Here is an 18662-nt window from a genome sequence, read left to right as displayed (position 1 = left end):
AGGGCCCGACACGAGTGTCGGGCCCTTCTTCGGCTGTGGCGGGTGGATCAGCTGGCGTAGGAACGCAGCCGCTCGGCGCGGTCGCCCTGACGCAACTTGCCCATGACCTCACGCTCTATCTGGCGCACCCGCTCGCGCGAGAGGCCGAACAGTTTGCCGATCTGGTCGAGAGTGCGCGGCTGGCCGTCGTCGAGGCCGTAGCGCAACCGGATGACCTGCTGCTCCCGCTCGTCGAGGGTGGCGAGCACGCTGCGCACGTCCGAGTGCAGCAGTCCGGCGATGACGGCGTTCTCGGCCGATGTGGCCTCGGAGTCCTCGATGAAGTCGCCCAGCGGCGCTTCCTCGTCACTTCCGACCGGCATGTCCAGGCTCACCGGGTCCCGGCTGTGATCGAGGAGATCTGCGATCTTCTCCACCGGGATGCCCGACTCCTCGGCCAGCTCGTCGTCCGTGGCCTCGCGGCCGAGTTGCTGGTGCAGCTCTCGCTTGATGCGGGCCAGCTTGTTGACCTGCTCGACGAGGTGGACCGGAAGCCGGATGGTGCGGCTCTGGTCGGCCATGCCGCGTGTGATCGCCTGACGGATCCACCAGGTGGCGTAGGTGGAGAACTTGAATCCCTTGGCGTAGTCGAACTTCTCCATGGCCCGGATCAGTCCGAGGTTGCCCTCCTGGATCAGGTCGAGGAGGGGCATACCGCGGCCCGTGTAGCGCTTGGCCAGGGAGACCACGAGGCGCAGATTCGCTTCGAGCAGGTGCGCCCGAGCCGACTGTCCCTCTCGGACGATGAGCGCGAGGTCGCGCTTCTTCGCCGGCGTCAGTCGCTTGGTGGTCGCCAGAACATGGGTCGCGAACAGCCCGACTTCGATCTTCTTGGCAAGATCGACCTCTTCCGCGGCCGTCAGCAGAGCGGTGCGGCCGATGCCGTTGAGGTAGACGCGCACGAGGTCGGCGGCCGGGCTCTGCGCATCGAGATCGGCATCGCTCGGTCGCGGACGAACGGTGGTGGGGCTGGTCATGACGTGCCTCCTGCATCGGTGGTGTCTCACTGAGTACAACGCGAGCACACCGAATAAAAGTTCCCGGTGACACCGGCCGCCAAACCTTCTGAGCAGGGCTTTCAGGGCTCGAGCCCTGAGAAGTTGCTGAGAGAAATCAGCTCTCGGTGCGGATGTGGGAATCCGAGGTCGGTACGACGGGTAACACCAACCCGTGCACCACGAGCCCCGCGATCAGCTGCACGGCCGACGAAGCGACGTCGTCCGGAACGAGCCCACGCGACGCCGCCAGCAGCTCGACGACCTCGCCGAGCGGCAATCCGTCCGCGCGCAGTCCGGCGAGCAACGCGACGCCCTCCTCGTCGATCTCGTGTTGCCACACGGGGCCGTCGCCGCGGTGCACCCGCCGCACGACGGTGTCCCAACCGAAAGCGTCCGCATCGCGTGACGCCGCGGGCAGCGAGACCTCCTCGAGAGCCGTGGCGGCGGCGACGACGAAGCGTTCGATGAGCGGATCGTGGGTCCGCAGCCACTCCAGCCGGTCGAGGACCTCGGGCGCCTCGTTGCCGAGGGGGTCGTCGAACCCGTGTCGCAGGTCCTCCGCCAGCACGCTGGTGGGCCGATCGGTGCGCCGCAGGTAGACGAAGCCGAAGCCGATGCCCGTGACGTTCGCGCGATCGAGGTGATCCAGCCACGCCGACGCGGTGGTGTCGGTCGCCGGGTCGCGAAGGTCCATCCCACCGTCCCGCAACCACGTGCCCACGTACAGCGCCGGGTCCGCCACGTCGCGCTGGACCACCCAGGCGTCGATTCCGTGGGCAGGCAACCACGAGGACACCCGGGAACGCCAGTCCTCTCCCTCCACGTGCACCCAGGACGCCAACAAGGATGCGGTGCCGCCGGGAGCGAGGTACTCGGGCGCGGAGCCGACCACGAGGCGGCTGGCGCCGTCCAGGTCGAGACCGGAGTCGCGGTAGGTGTGGGCGACCGCGCCGGAACCGACGACGAAGGGCGGGTTCGCCACGATCCGGTCGAACGTGCGGCCGGCCACGGGCTCGAACCACGATCCCGCGAGAACCTCGACCGGAAGATCGTTGAGAGCCGCCGTGGTTCGGGTGAGCGCGACGGCTCGCTCGCTGACGTCGGTGGCGGTGATGTGGTGCGAGTAGGCGGCGGCGTGCACTGCCTGGATGCCGCAGCCGGTGCCGAGGTCGAGAACCGTCGTCTCGTCGCTCGCGGTGACGGTGGGGGTTCCTCGGACCAGGGAGAGCGATGCGTGGCCCACACCGAGGACGTGATCGTGGCCGATGTCGACGCGGCGGGTGCTGCCGTCGATGTCCGAGACGATCCACCGGTTGCCGATTCCCAGATCGATCGGCCGCACGTCGAGCAGGGCGCGCACGGTATCGGTATCCCGCGCCAGCAGTCCGGCGGCGACTGCCGCCTCGATGTCCACGCCGACCAGAGCGTCCGCAGCCGAGCGGTGAGGAACGTCGTCGGCCAACAGGAAGAGACGGATCAACACGCCGAGTGCGCCGAGATCGGCGCAGCGACGGCGGACCGGGGTGGGCTCGGCGCGCCCGAGGGCGGCGTGGACGTCGGTGCCGAGCGCCGCGAGCGTGCCGTCGGCCGTGAAGTCGGCGTGACGAAACGCTTCCCGCAGGCCTGGAGCCAGAGCCACGAGTCGATCGGCGTGGACGGGGGTGGAGAGCGGTGTGGTCACCACGCCAGTCTCCGTCGCCGATCCTGGCAGCTCACGCCGGGGTCGGCCAGAGCGTCAGGTACTGCGCTGCGGAAGCGGATGACCCGTCGTGGGGTCGTACGCGAACTTGTCCTGACGGCCGGGTTCGGACCCCTCGCCGCTGTCGTCGTCGAGGTCGACGACGGGGTGCGAACGCGTTTCGAGCGCCGACGAGTCGACGGCCGACCAGCCGTAGCGCGACGGCTCGTCCGCCGTGCGCGGCGGACGGTCGTTGGCGATCAGGACGGCCATCCACGGCAGCGGGATGGAGATCGCGATGATGCCCATCGAGATCCACGGGTTCTCCCACACCGTGTACGCCAGAGCGGCGAGGATCAGTGCCGGGAGTCGGACGGACATGATGAGCAGGTATTTGCGCACGCGCGCACGGTGCTGTTCTTCGACCGACGTGCGTGCCTCGGTGATGAGAACCGCTTCTACAGCGGCCTCGCTGTCGGACCTACGTCCGGTGCCGTTGCGTGCCATGACTCCACAATGTCACTCGATGCGTCGGACCGCATCGATCCTGGTCAGTGACGTGCGTGACTCTCCTGTGATCTCGATCCGGAATCTCGGTGTGGGCAAGGTCGGCCGGGGGCTCCATAATCGACTCATGAGCACCCAGACCAAGGACCGTCCCGACGTCAGCACCGAGGAGACGACGGACGACGACACCCCGAAGTTCTTCCATTACGTCAAGAAGAACAAGATCGCCGAGAGCGCCGTCATGGGCACCCACGTGGTCGCGCTGTGCGGCGAGGTCTTCCCCGTGACGAAGTCGGCCAAGCCCGGCTCGCCCGTGTGCCCGGACTGCAAGAAGGTCTACGAGGGTCTGCGCAAGGGCGAGTGAGGCGGTGACTCGGTGCCGGTCGACTCCGTGCCGGTCGAGTCCGTGCCGTCCGGATTGGGAGTCGAACCCTCTCGCTTGATCGGCCCGATGCTGATCGGCCCGGTGGCCAGTCGGCTGATCGTTCCGATCGCGGTGGACGCCTCGGGATCGGCTGCCTTGTCGATCATCCAGCCCTTGACCTGCGAGAGCCGCGTCGCGCGGGCGGGCCAGAACTCTTCGATGGTGGCGTTGAACTCGGCGCCCAGGACCACCGCGAAGCCCAGGAAGAACGCGAAGAGCAGGAATGCGATGGGTGCGGCGAGTGCGCCGTAGGTGTATCCGGTGCCGGTGACCCACGACAGGTAGGTGCGCAGTCCCGCGCTGGTGATCACGAAGAACACGCCCGCGAGCAAAGCGCCGAAGAGCAGTCGGTGCCACGGTAGGGACTTGTGCAACGCCACCTTGTAGAGCGCGGTGAGTCCCAGGATCATGAGCAGCCCCACGCCGGGGTAGTAGAAGACGTCGATGATCTGCGACCCCACCCCGGACCACGCCTCGGGCAGGGCGCCGCCGACGATCGCCGGTCCGAGCGCCACCAGGGGCAGCACGAACACCGCGACCACCAGGAACACCACGTACAGGAGCAGGGCGAAGACCCGCTGCCAGATCGGGTTCCGCGCATCCTGTTGCCCGTGTGCTTCGACGATGGAATCGACGAAGGTCGCGATGGCGGACGATCCCGCCCACAACGACAGAACGAAACCGAGCGAGATGACGGGAGCGTGTCCACTCGCCAGCACTTCGTCGAGCGTCGGGGAGATGATCGTGTCGACGACGTTGTCGCTGAAAGTGGTTTCGGCGAAGCTGACGATCCGGGCCTCGATGATGTCGAGAGTGTCGGGTCCGAACCATCCGGCGATGTAGTTCAAGCTGCCGAGCAGGGCCAGTACGAGCGGCGGCAGGGAGAGCGTCTGCCAGAAGGCGGCGGTGGCCGACTTGGCGAAGATGGTGTCGGCCCACGCCTTGCTCGCCGTTCGTGTGGCAACGCGCCAGGCGTTGCGAAACGGGCGGCCGGGAACGGCTCTCGGGGCGTCCTCGGTCCGCGCCGAAGTCGGCTCCGGGGTCTCGCCGATGTCGCTCATGGTTGCACCAGCATGACCCGGGGGCCGGGGTGTCGCCGGGTTGGAGGGGGCGTGTCGTGGACGATTCGGTGCGCCGTCCCGCCGCGCGCTACGCTTTCGGACGGATGTGCACTGAACGAGAGAGCCGACGGGTCGATGTCGCAGCAGGGGTGGATCTCGATCCGGAGGAGGTGTGTCCATGAGCGCTGACATCGGCGAGAAATACAGTGGGTCAAGCGCTTCCGGGGTGGAAGCGAACTCCGGTCCGCCGGCGCCGCAGCTACGCGCCTGGCAGCGACGGGCCCTCACGAAGTACCTGACCACCGGCCCGCGGGACTTCCTGGCGGTCGCGACCCCGGGCGCCGGCAAGACCACCTTCGCACTGCGTGTGGCGGCCGAACTCCTGAGCGATCGCACCGTCGACCAGGTCACCGTCGTCGCCCCCACCGAACATCTGAAGCACCAGTGGGCCGAAGCCGCCGCGCGGGTGGGGCTGGCGTTCGATTCCCGGTTCTCGAACAGCACGGGTCAGACCTCCAGTGACTTCCACGGCATCGTCGTCACCTACGCCCAGGTGGCCTCGCACCCCGCTCGTCACCGCGTGCGCACCGACGCACGTCGGACGCTCGTCATCCTCGACGAGATCCACCACGGCGGGGACGCGAAGAGTTGGGGCGAGGGCATTCGGGAGGCGTACGGCGACGCGACCCGGCGCCTCGCGCTCACCGGAACCCCGTTCCGAAGTGACGACAGCCCCATCCCGTTCGTCAACTACGAGCCCGACGAGGAGGGGCTTCCGCGTTCGCGTCCGGACCACAGCTACGGGTACGCCGACGCCCTCGCCGACGGCGTGGTGCGTCCGGTGGTCTTCCTGGCCTACTCCGGGGAGGCGAGATGGCGGAACAGCGCCGGTGAGGAGTTCGCGGCGAGACTGGGGGAGCCGCTGAGCGCCGAACAGACCGCTCGGGCCTGGCGCACCGCCCTGGATCCCGCCGGCGAATGGGTGCCCTCGGTTCTCACCGCCGCCAACACTCGGTTGCACCAGTTGCGCGCCGCCGGCATTCCCGACGCCGGTGGATTGGTGATCGCGTCGGACCAGACCACCGCCCGCGCATACGCGAAGATTCTGGAGACGTTGACGGGGGACACCCCGACGTTGGTGTTGTCGGACGACCCCACGTCGTCGTCGCGCATCGCCGAGTTCGGTGGGGGCACATCGAAGTGGATGGTCGCCGTACGCATGGTGTCCGAGGGTGTGGACGTTCCGCGTCTGGCCGTCGGCGTCTACGCCACGAGCGCGTCGACGCCGCTGTACTTCGCGCAGGCGGTCGGCCGATTCGTGCGGTCGCGGCGCAAGGGCGAGACCGCGAGCGTGTTCCTGCCGTCCGTCCCGGTGCTGCTGGATCTCGCGAGTCAACTCGAGGCGCAACGCGACCACGTCATCGGGAAGCCGCACCGCGAGAAGGACGGCCTCGACGACGATCTGCTGATCGACGCCAACAAGCAGAAGGACGAGGCGGGCGAGGAGGAGAAGGCGTTCACCTCGCTCGGAGCGGACGCCGAACTGGACCAGGTCATCTACGACGGCTCGTCCTTCGGCACGGCCACGTTCTCCGGCAGCGACGCCGAGGCGGACTACCTCGGACTTCCGGGCCTGCTCGACGGTGACCAGATGCGAGCTCTGTTGCGCAAGCGGCAGGAGACTCAGCTCGACACCCCGACTCCGACGGCATCACCGACGCCGACGGCGGCGCCGGGCACGCCCGTGGTGCTGCCCCCGTCCGGACGATCGGCCGACGCGGCGAAGTTGGCCGATCTTCGCAAGCAGCTCAACGGACTCGTCGCGATGCACCATCACCGGACCGGCAAGGCGCACGGAATCATCCACGGCGAACTACGGCGCTCCTGCGGTGGCCCACCGACGGCCATCGCGACGGCGGAGCAGCTGACCGAGCGAATCGCAGCCCTGCGCGCCATGTGATCGGCGCACGAGAAAGGGACGACCACCGATGGTGGTCGTCCCTTCTCGTCGATCGTCGTTCATGGACCGGAGTGACCGGTGATCCTCGCACGACCCCCCTCGTGCGCACCGGAGGGTGGTATCACGCCATGGCGTTGCGATCCGCATCGGCGACGATGGTCGCGTTCACCTCACGCAGGCGCTCCTGGTGCGCTTTCGCGTGATGGCCGCAGAACAACAGTTCGCCGCCACTGGCGAGTACGGCACGTACCCGTGCAGCAGCTCCGCAACGATCGCACCTGTCTGCAGCAGTCAGGGTGGTGTCGGTCAGCAAATCGGGCATGACTCCTCCGTACTGATCGTGTCTCTCACACGATCCTGGGGCCGGTCCGCCACGTCGGTCCGACGCGGTTCCTTCACTCTTACAGACGTATGGGAGTCATGCGTTGTTCCCGCGCCGGTAACCGTGTGTCGTCACCGACACGAAACATGCTGCTCACCTGGTCGCAGCCACGCGTCCGTTCGCTCTGGGCGTAACGCCGGTGAGCGGTTGCACACCGGCGTTCGAGCGGGCGTGTACCCGTCGTTACGGTGCTGAGGTGACAGGTGGAAGCAGCGGCGTGAGCGAGGTGGTGTCCCGATCGGAGCGACGCCTGCCGTCGTGGTCGGTACCGATGGTGTTCGTGGTCGGCGGCATCTGCCAGTACCTCGGTGCCGCGATCGGGGTGTTCCTCTTCGACACCGTCTCGCCGGCCGCCGTGGCCTGGCTGCGCGCCGCCGGCGCAGCCGTGGTCCTGCTGGCCTGGCGTCGTCCCTGGCGCACGAAGTTCACCCGACGGTCCATCCTCGCGGCCGGGGGCTTCGGAATCGTCACGGTCGCGATGAACCTGTCGTTCTACGAAGCGATCGCCCGCATTCCTCTGGGCACCGCGGTGGCGATCGAGTTCCTGGGGCCGGTGGCCGTCGCGGCGTTCGGATCGCGGCGTGGACGAGACGTCGCGTCGCTGATGCTGGTGATCGCCGGGGTCGCGCTGGTCGCGGGTGCCCGACTCGACGTCGGTCTCGTGGGCGTGGGATTCGCGCTGTTGTCCGCCGCGTTGTGGGCCGGGTACGTGCTGCTGGGCAAATGGGTGGCGGACACCGGTGACGGTCTCGACTCCCTGGCCGTCGGCATGGCGGTGGCCTCGGTGGTTCTCGCACCGGTGGCGTTGACGGGACAGATCGTCGACGACCCGAGCGTCTTCGCGCTGCCGTCCACGTGGGTGCTGGGCGTCGGGGTGGGCGTGATGGCGAGCGTGGTGCCCTACGCCTTGGACCAGGTGGTGCTGCGCAGCGTCGGACGGGCCCGCTTCGCGCTCCTGCTGGCCCTGCTGCCCACCACGGCCACCGTGGTGGGGGTGGTGGTGTTGGCCCAGTTGCCGTCGCCTGCCGAACTCGTGGGAATCGCCTGCGTGGTGATTGCGGTCGCGCTGGGTGGCACCAGCAGCCGGGACCGCATACTGGCCCGATCCATACCGGGCACCGCCGACGAATCTCCACACGACCCGCCGACCGACGCGCGAGCCGACGACAGGAGAACCGGTGCCTGAGATCCTGCTGCACATGTGTCCACGAAGGGAGTGGGAGCGCAGTGTCGCGGCCGGGGTGCACGCGCCCGCGTCTCTCGCGGAACAGGGTTTCGTGCACCTGTCCTCCCCGGACCAGGTCCACCTGCCGGCCAATCGGCTCTACGCCGGACGAGACGACATCCTGCTGCTCGAGATCGACGCGGCGCGCGTGGGCGCGACCGTCCGGTGGGAGCCCGGCGTACCCGGCGATCCCGAGTCGATGAGGTTCCCGCACCTGTACGGGCCCCTCCCGATCGACGCGGTGGTGCGGACACGAAAATACCTGCCCGGCGAAGACGGGGTCTTCGCACGGGCAGGCAGTGTCGGCGACTGACGCCGTCGAGGGCGGCGCGAGGCGGGGCCTCGGGTCAGTCGAGGTAGTCGCGCAGGACCTGGGACCGGCTCGGGTGCCGCAGCTTCGACATCGTCTTGGATTCGATCTGACGAATCCGCTCGCGGGTCACGCCGTAGACCTGGCCGATCTCGTCGAGCGTGCGGGGCTGTCCGTCGGTGAGACCGAAGCGGAGGCGCACGACACCCGCCTCGCGCTCGGACAGCGTCTCGAGGACCGACTGCAACTGATCCTGCAGCAGGGTGAACGACACGGCATCCACGGCCACGACGGCCTCGGAGTCCTCGATGAAGTCACCGAGCTGACTGTCGCCCTCGTCGCCGATGGTCTGGTCGAGCGAGATGGGCTCACGCGCGTACTGCTGGATCTCCAGCACCTTCTCCGGCGTGATGTCCATTTCCTTCGCGAGCTCCTCCGGGGTGGGCTCGCGGCCCAGATCCTGCAGCAGTTCACGCTGAATGCGACCGAGCTTGTTGATGACCTCGACCATGTGCACCGGGATGCGGATGGTGCGGGCCTGGTCCGCCATGGCGCGTGTGATGGCCTGACGAATCCACCACGTGGCGTAGGTGGAGAACTTGTAGCCCTTGGTGTAGTCGAACTTCTCGACCGCGCGGATCAGACCCAGGTTGCCTTCCTGGATGAGGTCCAGGAAGGCCATGCCGCGGCCGGTGTAGCGCTTGGCCAGCGAGACGACCAGTCGGAGGTTGGCTTCGAGAAGGTGGTTCTTCGCGCGATTGCCGTCGCGGCAGATCCAGTTCATGTCGCGACGCTGAGCGACCGGGAGCTTCTCGCCCTTCTCGGCGGACTCGGCCATCAGCTGGGTGGCGTAGAGACCGGCCTCGATGCGCTTGGCCAGCTCGACCTCCTCCTCGGCGTTGAGGAGAGCGACCTTGCCGATCTGCTTCAGGTAGGCGCGGACGGAGTCCGCGGAGGCGGTGAGTTCCGCGTCCTTGCGGGCCTGGCGAAGAGCCTCGGACTCCTCCTCGTCCCACACGAAATCCCCGGAGGCCTTGTCTTCCGGAGTGGGATCGGTCGTCGCGTCCTCTTCGACCTCGGCGCCGACGGTGACGACCTCGACCACGTCGGACTCGGCGGAGAGCTCGCCCTCGGGAACATCGAGGTCGGCGATGTCCGTGGACTCCTCGACCTCGTCGGTGGGGGCGTCACCCGCAGCGGCCTTCTTGGCCGGAGCCTTCTTCGCGGCGGCCTTGCGGGGTGCGGTCTTCTTGGCCGCGGCCTTGCGCGGTGCTGCCTTCTTGGCCACCTTGGCCGGTGCGGCGGCGGGGGCGTCGTCGGAAGCGACGGCGTCGGTGGAGACTGCGGTGCCGTCGGTCGACGCGGGTACCGGCGCGGAGTCGGTGGTCGCGGACTCGACGGTCTGACGAATATCGGTGGCTGCCACGTACGCCCTTTCGTGACGATGTCGTGCGGCGTCACGCCAGAGTGTTGTTCCGGCGGAGAGGTCTGTCGGTTTTCCCGCTCTTCGGGTCGGGACCTGAACCATTGTAACGACCGTCGAGACAGTACAAGACCAACGCGCGGGACTGCTACCGGAGCACTCCCGCGCGTCGGCGGAGCCGATCCGTCAGGGCGCCACGTGGGATTGAGAGGCCAGCGCGGCGCCCACGATGCCGGCGGTGTTCCGCAACGTGGCCGCCTGGACCGGGGTGTCGTTGGTCAGCAACGGAACCCACTTCTCGGCTTTGCGGCTGATGCCGCCACCGGCGATGAAGAGATCGGGCCAGAACAGCGCCTCGATGGTGCTCAGCACCCGGGAGACCTCTTTCGCCCACTGCTTGTAGGAGAGGTCCTCGCGTTCCTTGACCGACGAGGCCGCGCGGTGCTCGGCTTCCATGCCGTCGACCTCGAGGTGCCCGAGCTCCGTGTTGGGGAGCAGCACGCCGTTCTGCATCACGGCGGATCCGATTCCGGTGCCGAAGGTCAGGAGGATGACGACTCCCTCGGCGTCCTTGCCGCCGCCGAACTTGTCCTCCGCGAGCCCGGCCGCGTCCGCATCGTTCAGAACGGTGATCTCGCGGTCGCCGAGATGGGTGCGGAACAGCGCGCGAGCGTCCGTTCCGATCCACGCCTTGTCCACGTTCGCCGCCGTACGAGCCACCCCGTCGGTGACCACGCAGGGAAGGGTGATGCCGATCTCCCCGTCCCACTCGAAGTGTTCGACGATCTTGGCGACCGTTTCGGCCACGGCTTCGGGGGTGGACGGCTGCGGCGTGTCCAGCTTGAAGCGCTCGCCGATCAGCTCACCCGTCGTGAGGTCCACGAGGCCGCCCTTGACTCCGCTGCCGCCGACGTCGACGCCGAATCCGCGGTTGCCCGGGGCCGCGCCGGTTCGTCCGGAGATCTCGACGGGACCTGGGTCGCGGGGTTCGTTCGTCATGTTCGTGACCTCCTGTAACGGGCGTCGGAACCGGGTTCGGGTGCCGCCGCCGCGATCGCGCCGTTCGTCGCTCGACCGTCACAGTAGTGCCAGACACCGTGGGTGGGCGCGCCGTGTGGCGGTGTGTTCGGATGGACCGGTGACGCGACCGCCCGAACCGCAGGCCCAGCCCGATTCCACCGCCACGTCGACCGATCCCGCTGTCCTGCAGCGGGTCGCGGTGCACGTGGCCCGCGCGGCGGGACGGCACGTGGCCCGACGTCGTCCCGAGGTGTTCGGGCACGGCGGCGCCGTGGGAATCGACGCCGCCGATGCCGTGCGATCCAAGTCCACGCCCACCGATCCGGTGACCGTCGTCGATACCGAGACCGAGACCGTGCTGCGTGATCTGCTGGCGCGGTTGCGTCCGGACGACGACGTGTTGGGCGAGGAGGGCGGAGGCGACGCAGTGGCGCCCGACGGTGTCCGATGGGTGCTCGACCCGATCGACGGCACCGTCAACTTCCTGTACGGCGTCCCGGCCTACTCCGTGTCGGTCGCGGCACAGATCGGCGGGCGATCGGTGGCCGGTGCCGTGCAGGACGTGGTCGGTGACCGCACCTACGCGGCCGCCTCGGGGCTGGGCGCACGGGTCAGCGACGCGGAGGGGGAGTGGACGCAGTTACGGGCGAACGTCGTCGACGATCTCTCGATGTCGTTGGTGGCCACCGGGTTCGGCTACGGAACGGACCGGCGACGGCGGCAGGCCGCAATCCTGGCGGACGTGCTGCCCGCGGTGCGGGACATCCGGCGCATCGGGTCGGCCGCGCTCGATCTGTGCATGGTCGCAGCGGGTCGCGTGGACGCACATTTCGAGCACGGCCTGAGTCCGTGGGACTGGGCGGCGGGTGCTCTGATCGCTGCCGAGGCCGGAGCCGTCGTTCGAACACCCTCACCGCACTCCCGGAGCGCCGACGGTGAGATCACCACCGCGGCCGCTCCCGGAGTGGCGGGGCAGTTCGACGAGCTCCTGAGCGCGTGCGGTGCGCTGGAGCCGGTTCCGGAGGCCTGACCCGCCGGTCGCCCCGATCAGCAGTTGCTGACGCGCGCGGCCTCGAGCAGGCCCAGGTCGAGTGCCGGTGCCGCAGTTCCGGGTGCGACGTCGGAGAGAGATCGAAGCACCTCTTCGGCGTCGGGGTTGGGCTGCAGGTTGCGGAAGAGCGTGCCGAGCGCGAGATCCACCGTGTCGTCCGCCCGCTCGTCTCGCACGAACTCCGCGCACGGGGCGACCAGAGCGACCGTTCCCGCTGCGGCGACTCCACCGGGGCCGAAACGGATCTGGGCCTGGCACTGCATGTTCTGATCGACGTAGACGGGATCGTTGCCCACCTGAACGTCGGGCGCGCTCGCGAATCCGTATTCGCTGAGGTCGGCGGCGATCTCGGCGGCCTGCCCGCCTTGACCGTTCGCGTTGAAGACGCGAACACGGGTGTCGCCCAACGGCGCGGGCTGGGTGTCCTCGACCACGGAGGGCTCGACGACGGTGCCCGGGGCGGCCGCCGGAGCCGCCGCGTCCGTCTCCGACTGCGGGGCGTTGCACGCGACCGCATCGGTTCCGGTGTCCGTTTCGGTCAGCAGACGCACCCACACCGCAGCGCCGGCGAGGGCGAGCACGATCAGGACGATCAGGATCGGGGCCATCCGTCGACGGTGGAACGGTCGGCCCTTGTCGTCGACGGAACTGCCTTCGGTGATGAGTGAAACCACGGTGACGCGGACCCTTCCGATCGCGGAGCATGCGGACGACTCGGCGGTGAGCACCCGCACGTTCGTCGTTCGTCGGTAACTGTAAACGGCCCACGGACGAGGCGACCGCAGAGCGCCGCGGAGCGTGGGAACGTTTCGCACTCGGTCGGCGTTGGGGCGAATGAACGAGCGATTCACCTCGATCGTTCACGACTCGGCGGACTTCACCCCGGCCGGTTTCCGGAACGGTCGTGGCGTGGGCTATGGTCTGCCCCGCTCGACCCGGTCGGACCCACGGCCGGGCGGAAAGTCGGCGGCCGGCGATCGCCCATTCGAGCCATTCGGCAACGAATGTCATCGGAGCACGATCTCGGAAACGACGGCGCGAGCGAACACGCTCTCATCCGAGAACGGGTCGGCTGCGAATAGGGGTAACGACGGGAGTCGAGGAGACGGTTCCACAGCCTCGACGGCGCGGACACATCGCGTCGGCTTCCGACGGCCCTGCGTTCGTTGTCACCCGAGGCGACCTCGTGGTCGCGTGCGAGATGTACGACACAGCAAAAACGTATCGCCGAGCGCCATCGGCGATGCGACACCATCGATCCACAGCGGGACCCCCGGCTCCAGCCGGAGGGCGAAACGAACTCGTCGAACAAAAAGCGGTCGACGTCGAACGGATCCCCGACAAGACGATCGAACGAGGTCGACACAGGTCGACCCTCACCAGCACAAGGTAAGGGGAAGAGAGCAATGGCAACCGATTACGATGCGCCACGCCGTACCGAGTCCGACGACGTGTCCGAGGACTCGCTCGAGGAGCTGAAGGCGCGCCGGAACGAGGCCCAGTCCGCGGTCGTCGACATCGACGAGACCGACACGGCCGAGTCCTTCGAGCTGCCGGGTGCGGACCTGTCGGGAGAAGAACTCTCCGTACGGGTCGTGCCCAAGCAGGCCGACGAGTTCACGTGCTCGAGCTGCTTCCTGGTTCACCACCGGTCGCGGTTGGCCACCGACAGCGGCGGCGTGTTCGTCTGCCGCGATTGCGCCGCCTAGCAGCACCTGCTCGCGTTGTGAGCGAACGCCCGATCGGTCAGGACCGGTCGGGCGTTTCCGACGGCGTCAGCTCGGCCACCAACGCCTCCGGCTTCCGGGTGCTCACCAGCCAGTACGGGGTGGGGTCGTTCTCGTCGTCGAGGACGACCAGCACCATGGGGCCCACCCAGGAGCGATGTCGAACGAACGCCGCCGGATCGAGCTGTCGACCCAATGCGGCACTCTTGGCCGACGCGGGCACGATGGCGACCCGAGAGATGACCGACACCGGCAGATGCGCGTCGCCGGCGTGGAAGACGCGACCATCGGGCGTGTCCTCCACTCGTACCCGCATGCGTCCGAGGTACAGCACGACCCAGACGGCCACCGGGATCAGGATCACGTAGGGCAGCCACGCCTGAACTCCGGGTGATCCCATGTGGACTTCGGCGGAGAGAATCGACGCCACGCCGATTCCCGCGGCCCAGTACCAGACGGGAACGGTCAGACGCTCGGAGAAGACCTCGATCGGCTCGGGCGGAAGCGCGGACGAACGGCCGGAGGACACGGAGGAAGAACTGTCGGACACCCTCTCGACAGTAGAGCACGCGGGGCCGCCCGGCCGAGACCGTCGTCGCCCGCCCCCAGCGTCAGGAGTCGGCCGGAGGGCGGGGAGTAATCTCGTCTAACGTGACCGACCCAGCAACCGACGCCGTGTCCACCGGTTCTCCGACGGCCGCCCACCGGATCGCGCCGACCTGCGTGATGGTGCCGCTGCGCCGCCTCGACGACGGAATCGAGGTTCCGCGGCGCGCGCACCCCGGTGATGCCGGGGTCGACCTCTGCACGACCGTGGATGTCACGCTCGAACCGGGTGAGCGTGCGTTGGTCGGAACCGGGATCTCCGTCGCCATTCCCATGGGAATGGTCGGCCTGATCCACCCCCGGTCCGGCCTCGCCGCGAAGGTCGGTCTCTCCGTGGTGAACACACCCGGGACCGTGGATGCGGGATACCGGGGCGAGCTCAAGGTCTGCCTCATCAACCACGACCCGCGCGAGAGCATCGTGCTGCGGCGCGGAGATCGAGTCGCTCAGCTGGTGGTGCAGCGCGTCGAACTGGTCGATTTCGTGGAAGTCGACCGCCTGGACGACACCGCCCGTGGTATCGGTGGGTACGGATCGAGCGGCGGACATGCCGCTCTCGGTGCGGATCTCCGCACGAACAAGGAGTACTGAGATGTTCGGACGCAAGAAGAAGACGCACGACGAACCGGCCGAAGCAGTCGACGACGTGGTCGCCGACGACCCGAGCCTCGACGCGGACGACGCCGCAGAACCGGACGGCACCGCCGATCCCGAGAGCGGTCCGTGGTCCCTCGACGACCTCGACGGCGAACGGGACGCCCACCTCAAGGGCCGCTTGGATCTGGGATCGATTCTGCTCGCGCTTCCGCCGGGCGGTCAGCTGCAGGTGGAGATGAACCCGGCCGGTGCGGCCCAGGCCGTGCACATCGTGACCCCGCACGGTCGCATCACGGTCGCCGCGTTCGCCGCGCCGAAGTCCCCTGGTCAATGGCGAGAGGTCGCCGGCGAACTGTCGGACACCCTGCGGCGGGACAACGCGTCGGTGTCCGTCGAATCCGGTCCGTGGGGCCGCGAGGTGGTGGGGTCCACTGCGAACGCCGACCTGCGATTCATCGGTGTCGACGGGTACCGGTGGATGATCCGCGGCGTCGCGACCGGTCCGGCCGGTGCCGTGGCGCAGGGTTCGGCGCTGGTGCAGCAGGCCCGTGCGGTGGTGGCCGGGACGATCGTCGACCGCGGCACCGATCCACACCCGGTGCGCACGCCGCTGCCGATCACGCTGCCGAAGCAGCTCGTTCTCCAGCTCGAAGCGGCGCAGAAGCAACAGGCGGCTCAGCAGGTCGCGCAACAAGCGGCCGGTCAGCAGGGGGCGACCCAGCAGGGGGTGGCTCAGCAGGGCTCGGGCGTTTCGGCCGGCCCGCCCGCCACCGGCGCCGGTGCGCCCACCGCCGACACACCGGCGACCTCGGCGCCGACGAGTGGTGGGCCCGACGGAACGGCACCCGACGGTGCGGGCTCCGCATCCGACGGCGAGCAGCCCCGGCGTCGGGGCCCGTCGGGATCGGCGATGCAGCAGCTTCGCTGAGCGATCTAGGCGGGCGGAGTGGGCCGTTCGTTCGTCGCCGCGACGAGGGCTTCCATCGACCGGTCACCCAGTTCGGAGAGGTCACGGGCCATCGCATCCAGCGGGAAGGTCCGTAGCTCGGACCGGGGCGCCGCCGCGTGCCATTCCTCGGCGACCGCCAGGGGATGGACGGGGTCGTCCAGTGCCGCCGCGATCGCGAACGGGACCGTCGACGCCCGCAGGTCGGCGAGGTCGGGTCCACGGTGAGTCGCTGCGGTCTCCATCGCCCCGGCGAGATCGGGCCACTGTCCGCGCCAGGAGCGGGTGAGTGTCGTCGCCAACCACGGCGGGCTCGACGCCTGCATCGCCGAGACGGTGGCGTCCAGCCCCACTCGTCGTAATTGCGCAGCTGCGAACCGGGCGCTCACCGCCGCAGCCGATCCACGTGGACTCCCGGTCCACGCCGGCATCGCCGCCAGTACGGCCACCAGCCGCGACGACGCTTCACGGAGAGGCCGGTCCGCCCGCCCCGGCGCTGCGTGGTGCGACGCCCACTGGGTCGCGACGGCGGCTCCGATCGAGATGCCCCCCACCACCAGCGCGTCTTCCGTCTGCAGGGCCCGATCGAGAGCGCCGCGATATCCGCCGATCAGATCTCGCGGATTCGGCTCCACCGCGATCAGACGAGCGCCGACTCGAGACACCGCGGCCCCGAACGCGTCGACGACGAACTCGGCGTCCGATCCGGTGCCCGGGAGCAGGACGACCGCGACCCCGGACAGTGATCTGTTCATGCCCGCAGATCTTTCCGTCGTATTCGCTCGATCGTCACACCCGGGGTGTGGGTGAGGCAGTGCGAAGAGGTCTACAGTGGCGCAGACACACCGATCCACACCCGTCGCGGAAGGCCCGCGCGAACCCGCTCCAGGAGCAGACATGGCACCCGCTGCCGCAGGATATTTCCGCCGGATGGCGCGCAAGTTGACCGAGGACATCGAACAGCTCGACGCCGAGGAGATGGAGTCGACGTCGCAGGCGTCGGGCGCTCAGCGGGCCTGCGACTGCAGTCGCGGCGAAGAGGTCACCTTCGTCGGCCGGCTCCGCAGTGTCGAGGCGTGCAGCAAGGCCGCCACCGCGAACATCGAGGCCGAGTTCTTCGACGGAACCGACACCGTCTCCTTGGTGTGGATAGGCCGCCGCCGGATCCCCGGGATCGAACCGGGCAAGCAGCTACTGGTCCGTGGACGCGTCGGGGAGCGCGCGGGTAAGAAGATCATCTACAACCCGTACTACGAACTGCGCGACGACAGCGAACCCGCCTGATCGCCCCCGCGGGTCCGGACTCGGCCGTCTTTCTGGCACCCTTGGTCGCATGAGCGATCGCAGCGACCGCACCGAGTCGGAATCAGCGCCGGAACCGTCCCCCGAGACCGTGAAGCAGGCTGCTCCCGAGACCGTTCTGACGCAGCTCGGCGGTATGACCGGGCTCGTCTACTCCACCCTCCCGGTGCTGATCTTCGTGCCGGTGAACGGCGTCGCCGGACTCACGGTCGCCATCTGGTCGGCCCTCGGTCTGGCCACGGCCATCCTGGGGTGGCGCCTCGTTCGGCGCGAGCCCATCCAGCCGGCGATCTCCGGCTTCTTCGGCGTCGGGATCTGCGCGTTCATCGCCTACCGAACCGGAGACGCCAAGGGATACTTCCTCTTCGGTATCTACACCTCGCTCGCCTACGGCGCGGTATTCCTGGCGTCGATCCTGGTGCGGCGCCCGCTCGTCGGCATCGTGTGGGGGTTCCTGAACGGCGGCTCGGGCGCCTGGCGTTCTCATCGAGCCGCGATCAGGGCGTACGACCTCGCCACCTTCGCCTGGGTCCTGGTGTTCGCGGCCCGGTACCTGGTGCAATCCGAGCTCTACGACACCGATCAGACCGGCTGGCTCGCGGTCGCCCGCATCGGGATGGGGTGGCCGTTGGCCGCCCTCGCGTTCGGCATCACGGTGTGGGCCGTGCGTCGCGCCGACGGCGTGGTGAGGGCAGCGGAAGATACGTCGACGGCGGCCGCCGCCACCCCGGATTCGATCAGTGCCGGTCCAGACCCAGAGCCGAACGAAGCTCGTCCTCCACGTCGACCGTCGTGACGAACAGCAGTTCGTCTCCACCCTCGAGCGGGTCGTCCTTCTCCGGGACGATCACTCGTCCTCCGCGAAGAATGGTCACCAGAGCGGCGTCACGAGGAAAGGTGATCTTGCGGATCGGTTTTCCCGCCAGCGGCGTGTTGCTCGGCAGCGTGATCTCCACGAGGTTCGCCTGACCCTGGCGCAGGGTCATGAGGCGGACCAGGTCACCGACGGACACCGCTTCCTCGACCAGCGATGCGAGTATCCGTGGCGTCGACACCGCGACGTCCACTCCCCACGAGGCGTCGAACAGCCACTCGTTGCGTGGGTCGTTGACGCGGGCGACCACACGGTCCACCCCGAATTCGGTCTTGGCGAGCAGGCTCAGGACCAGGTTGGTCTTGTCGTCACCCGTCGCGGCGATCACCACGTCGTAGGTCTCGATGCGGGCGTCCTCGAGTGTCTGCAGCTCGCATGCGTCCGCGTGGACCCATTCGGCCGCCTCGACGGCGGACGGGTCGATGTGACCGACCTTGCGCTCCATCAACAGAACGTGGTGTTCGGACCGGATCAGCTCGCGAGCGATGGACCGGCCGACCGCACCGGCGCCGGCGATAGCGACTCTCATCTT

The 18662-nt window shown here is 68.6% G+C and carries 21 protein-coding genes; 10 read left to right on the top strand and 11 right to left on the bottom strand.

All coding sequences use genetic code 11. The features are described from left to right. Positions 1–47 precede the first annotated feature (47 nt). The 3 genes from ACY466_RS12015 to ACY466_RS12005 form a co-directional block, all read right to left on the bottom strand. Entirely contained in the window at positions 48–1016 is a 969-nt protein-coding gene (locus ACY466_RS12015; protein ID WP_463245611.1) for a sigma-70 family RNA polymerase sigma factor, read from the bottom strand. A gap of 136 nt (positions 1017–1152) precedes the next feature. Continuing rightward, positions 1153–2721 (bottom strand): DUF7782 domain-containing protein, encoded by a 1569-nt coding sequence (locus ACY466_RS12010; protein ID WP_463245610.1) that lies wholly within the window; start codon positions 2719–2721, stop codon positions 1153–1155. 51 nt (positions 2722–2772) lie between these two features. After that, entirely contained in the window at positions 2773–3222 is a 450-nt protein-coding gene (locus ACY466_RS12005) for a DUF3099 domain-containing protein (RefSeq protein ID WP_463245609.1), read from the bottom strand. A 127-nt stretch (positions 3223–3349) separates the two neighbouring features. On the opposite strand from ACY466_RS12005, the gene ACY466_RS12000 reads away from it, so the two are divergent. Beyond that, entirely contained in the window at positions 3350–3586 is a 237-nt protein-coding gene (locus ACY466_RS12000) for a DUF3039 domain-containing protein (protein WP_463245608.1), read from the top strand. Here ACY466_RS12000 and ACY466_RS11995 read toward each other — a convergent pair. Continuing rightward, entirely contained in the window at positions 3559–4707 is a 1149-nt protein-coding gene (locus ACY466_RS11995; protein ID WP_463245607.1) for a YihY/virulence factor BrkB family protein, read from the bottom strand. The two genes, ACY466_RS12000 and ACY466_RS11995, sit on opposite strands and share 28 nt — an antisense overlap. A 178-nt stretch (positions 4708–4885) precedes the next feature. On the opposite strand from ACY466_RS11995, the gene ACY466_RS11990 reads away from it, so the two are divergent. After that, a complete protein-coding gene (locus tag ACY466_RS11990; protein WP_463245606.1) occupies positions 4886–6667 on the top strand; it encodes a DEAD/DEAH box helicase in 1782 nt (593 codons plus the stop codon). 121 nt (positions 6668–6788) lie between these two features. Here ACY466_RS11990 and ACY466_RS11985 read toward each other — a convergent pair whose 3' ends face one another. After that, entirely contained in the window at positions 6789–6989 is a 201-nt protein-coding gene (locus ACY466_RS11985) for a DUF7455 domain-containing protein (protein WP_463245605.1), read from the bottom strand. Between the two features lie 256 nt (positions 6990–7245). Here ACY466_RS11985 and ACY466_RS11980 point away from each other — a divergent pair, with 256 nt between their 5' ends. Further along, positions 7246–8235 carry an EamA family transporter gene (locus ACY466_RS11980; RefSeq protein WP_463245604.1) on the top strand — a complete coding sequence of 330 codons (990 nt, stop codon included), beginning with the start codon at positions 7246–7248 and terminating at the stop codon, positions 8233–8235. Between the two features lie 13 nt (positions 8236–8248). Next, positions 8249–8587: a DUF952 domain-containing protein gene (locus ACY466_RS11975; protein ID WP_463252257.1), complete on the top strand. Its 339-nt coding sequence runs from the start codon at positions 8249–8251 to the stop codon at positions 8585–8587. A gap of 34 nt (positions 8588–8621) precedes the next feature. Here ACY466_RS11975 and ACY466_RS11970 read toward each other — a convergent pair whose 3' ends face one another. Both ACY466_RS11970 and ppgK read right to left on the bottom strand, forming a co-directional pair. Beyond that, positions 8622–10010: an RNA polymerase sigma factor gene (locus tag ACY466_RS11970; RefSeq protein ID WP_463245603.1), complete on the bottom strand. Its 1389-nt coding sequence runs from the start codon at positions 10008–10010 to the stop codon at positions 8622–8624. A gap of 183 nt (positions 10011–10193) precedes the next feature. Then, positions 10194–11006, bottom strand: coding sequence for a polyphosphate--glucose phosphotransferase (ppgK, locus tag ACY466_RS11965; RefSeq protein WP_463245602.1), 813 nt, complete (start codon positions 11004–11006; stop codon positions 10194–10196). Between the two features lie 139 nt (positions 11007–11145). Between ppgK and ACY466_RS11960 the strand changes: the two genes are divergently transcribed. After that, a complete protein-coding gene (locus ACY466_RS11960; RefSeq protein ID WP_463245601.1) occupies positions 11146–12057 on the top strand; it encodes an inositol monophosphatase family protein in 912 nt (303 codons plus the stop codon). A 17-nt stretch (positions 12058–12074) separates the two neighbouring features. On the opposite strand, the gene cei is transcribed toward ACY466_RS11960, so the two are convergent. After that, the gene (cei, locus tag ACY466_RS11955; protein WP_463245600.1) at positions 12075–12752 is read right to left on the bottom strand and encodes an envelope integrity protein Cei; all 678 of its coding nucleotides are present in this window, start codon (positions 12750–12752) and stop codon (positions 12075–12077) included. Positions 12753–13484: 732 nt separating this feature from the next. Here cei and ACY466_RS11950 point away from each other — a divergent pair. Continuing rightward, positions 13485–13787, top strand: a complete 303-nt coding sequence (locus ACY466_RS11950; RefSeq protein ID WP_463245599.1) for a DUF4193 domain-containing protein — start codon at positions 13485–13487, stop codon at positions 13785–13787. Positions 13788–13824: 37 nt separating this feature from the next. On the opposite strand, the gene ACY466_RS11945 is transcribed toward ACY466_RS11950, so the two are convergent. Next, positions 13825–14334, bottom strand: a complete 510-nt coding sequence (locus ACY466_RS11945; RefSeq protein ID WP_463252256.1) for a DUF3093 domain-containing protein — start codon at positions 14332–14334, stop codon at positions 13825–13827. A gap of 197 nt (positions 14335–14531) precedes the next feature. Here ACY466_RS11945 and dut point away from each other — a divergent pair, with 197 nt between their 5' ends. After that, complete coding sequence (dut, locus tag ACY466_RS11940; protein WP_463252255.1) at positions 14532–15002, top strand: dUTP diphosphatase; 471 nt, start codon at positions 14532–14534, stop codon at positions 15000–15002. A gap of 1 nt (position 15003) precedes the next feature. Next, positions 15004–15936, top strand: a complete 933-nt coding sequence (locus ACY466_RS11935) for a DUF3710 domain-containing protein (protein WP_463245598.1) — start codon at positions 15004–15006, stop codon at positions 15934–15936. 5 nt (positions 15937–15941) lie between these two features. Here the strand turns inward: ACY466_RS11935 and ACY466_RS11930 are convergent, their stop codons facing one another. After that, positions 15942–16709 (bottom strand): alpha/beta fold hydrolase, encoded by a 768-nt coding sequence (locus ACY466_RS11930; RefSeq protein ID WP_463245597.1) that lies wholly within the window; start codon positions 16707–16709, stop codon positions 15942–15944. A 142-nt stretch (positions 16710–16851) separates the two neighbouring features. Between ACY466_RS11930 and ACY466_RS11925 the strand changes: the two genes are divergently transcribed. Both ACY466_RS11925 and ACY466_RS11920 read left to right on the top strand, forming a co-directional pair. After that, the gene (locus ACY466_RS11925) at positions 16852–17238 is read left to right on the top strand and encodes an OB-fold nucleic acid binding domain-containing protein (protein WP_463245596.1); all 387 of its coding nucleotides are present in this window, start codon (positions 16852–16854) and stop codon (positions 17236–17238) included. 154 nt (positions 17239–17392) lie between these two features. Continuing rightward, positions 17393–18052, top strand: a complete 660-nt coding sequence (locus tag ACY466_RS11920) for a DUF3159 domain-containing protein (protein ID WP_463252254.1) — start codon at positions 17393–17395, stop codon at positions 18050–18052. On the opposite strand, the gene ACY466_RS11915 is transcribed toward ACY466_RS11920, so the two are convergent. Beyond that, positions 17994–18659, bottom strand: coding sequence for a potassium channel family protein (locus ACY466_RS11915; protein ID WP_463245595.1), 666 nt, complete (start codon positions 18657–18659; stop codon positions 17994–17996). The genes ACY466_RS11920 and ACY466_RS11915 overlap by 59 nt on opposite strands. Between the last annotated feature and the right edge of the window lie 3 nt (positions 18660–18662).

The organism is Rhodococcus sp. K11/5 (genome assembly GCF_055193735.1).
The sequence above is the reverse complement of the archived record's forward strand: the minus strand, read 5'-3'. Positions and strand labels throughout refer to the sequence as shown.

What these genes read in the sequence shown, in the direction of transcription:
- ACY466_RS12015 (WP_463245611.1), bottom strand. Translation starts at nt 1,016, where the DNA reads ATGACCAGCCCCACCACCGTTCGTCCGCGACCGAGCGATGCCGATCTC.
- ACY466_RS12005 (WP_463245609.1), bottom strand. Translation starts at nt 3,222, where the DNA reads ATGGCACGCAACGGCACCGGACGTAGGTCCGACAGCGAGGCCGCTGTA.
- ACY466_RS12000 (WP_463245608.1), top strand. Translation starts at nt 3,350, where the DNA reads ATGAGCACCCAGACCAAGGACCGTCCCGACGTCAGCACCGAGGAGACG.
- ACY466_RS11995 (WP_463245607.1), bottom strand. Translation starts at nt 4,707, where the DNA reads ATGAGCGACATCGGCGAGACCCCGGAGCCGACTTCGGCGCGGACCGAG.
- ACY466_RS11990 (WP_463245606.1), top strand. Translation starts at nt 4,886, where the DNA reads ATGAGCGCTGACATCGGCGAGAAATACAGTGGGTCAAGCGCTTCCGGG.
- ACY466_RS11985 (WP_463245605.1), bottom strand. Translation starts at nt 6,989, where the DNA reads ATGCCCGATTTGCTGACCGACACCACCCTGACTGCTGCAGACAGGTGC.
- ACY466_RS11975 (WP_463252257.1), top strand. Translation starts at nt 8,249, where the DNA reads ATGTGTCCACGAAGGGAGTGGGAGCGCAGTGTCGCGGCCGGGGTGCAC.
- ppgK (WP_463245602.1), bottom strand. Translation starts at nt 11,006, where the DNA reads ATGACGAACGAACCCCGCGACCCAGGTCCCGTCGAGATCTCCGGACGA.
- ACY466_RS11950 (WP_463245599.1), top strand. Translation starts at nt 13,485, where the DNA reads ATGGCAACCGATTACGATGCGCCACGCCGTACCGAGTCCGACGACGTG.
- dut (WP_463252255.1), top strand. Translation starts at nt 14,532, where the DNA reads ATGGTGCCGCTGCGCCGCCTCGACGACGGAATCGAGGTTCCGCGGCGC.
- ACY466_RS11935 (WP_463245598.1), top strand. Translation starts at nt 15,004, where the DNA reads ATGTTCGGACGCAAGAAGAAGACGCACGACGAACCGGCCGAAGCAGTC.
- ACY466_RS11930 (WP_463245597.1), bottom strand. Translation starts at nt 16,709, where the DNA reads ATGAACAGATCACTGTCCGGGGTCGCGGTCGTCCTGCTCCCGGGCACC.
- ACY466_RS11925 (WP_463245596.1), top strand. Translation starts at nt 16,852, where the DNA reads ATGGCACCCGCTGCCGCAGGATATTTCCGCCGGATGGCGCGCAAGTTG.
- ACY466_RS11920 (WP_463252254.1), top strand. Translation starts at nt 17,393, where the DNA reads ATGACCGGGCTCGTCTACTCCACCCTCCCGGTGCTGATCTTCGTGCCG.
- ACY466_RS11915 (WP_463245595.1), bottom strand. Translation starts at nt 18,659, where the DNA reads ATGAGAGTCGCTATCGCCGGCGCCGGTGCGGTCGGCCGGTCCATCGCT.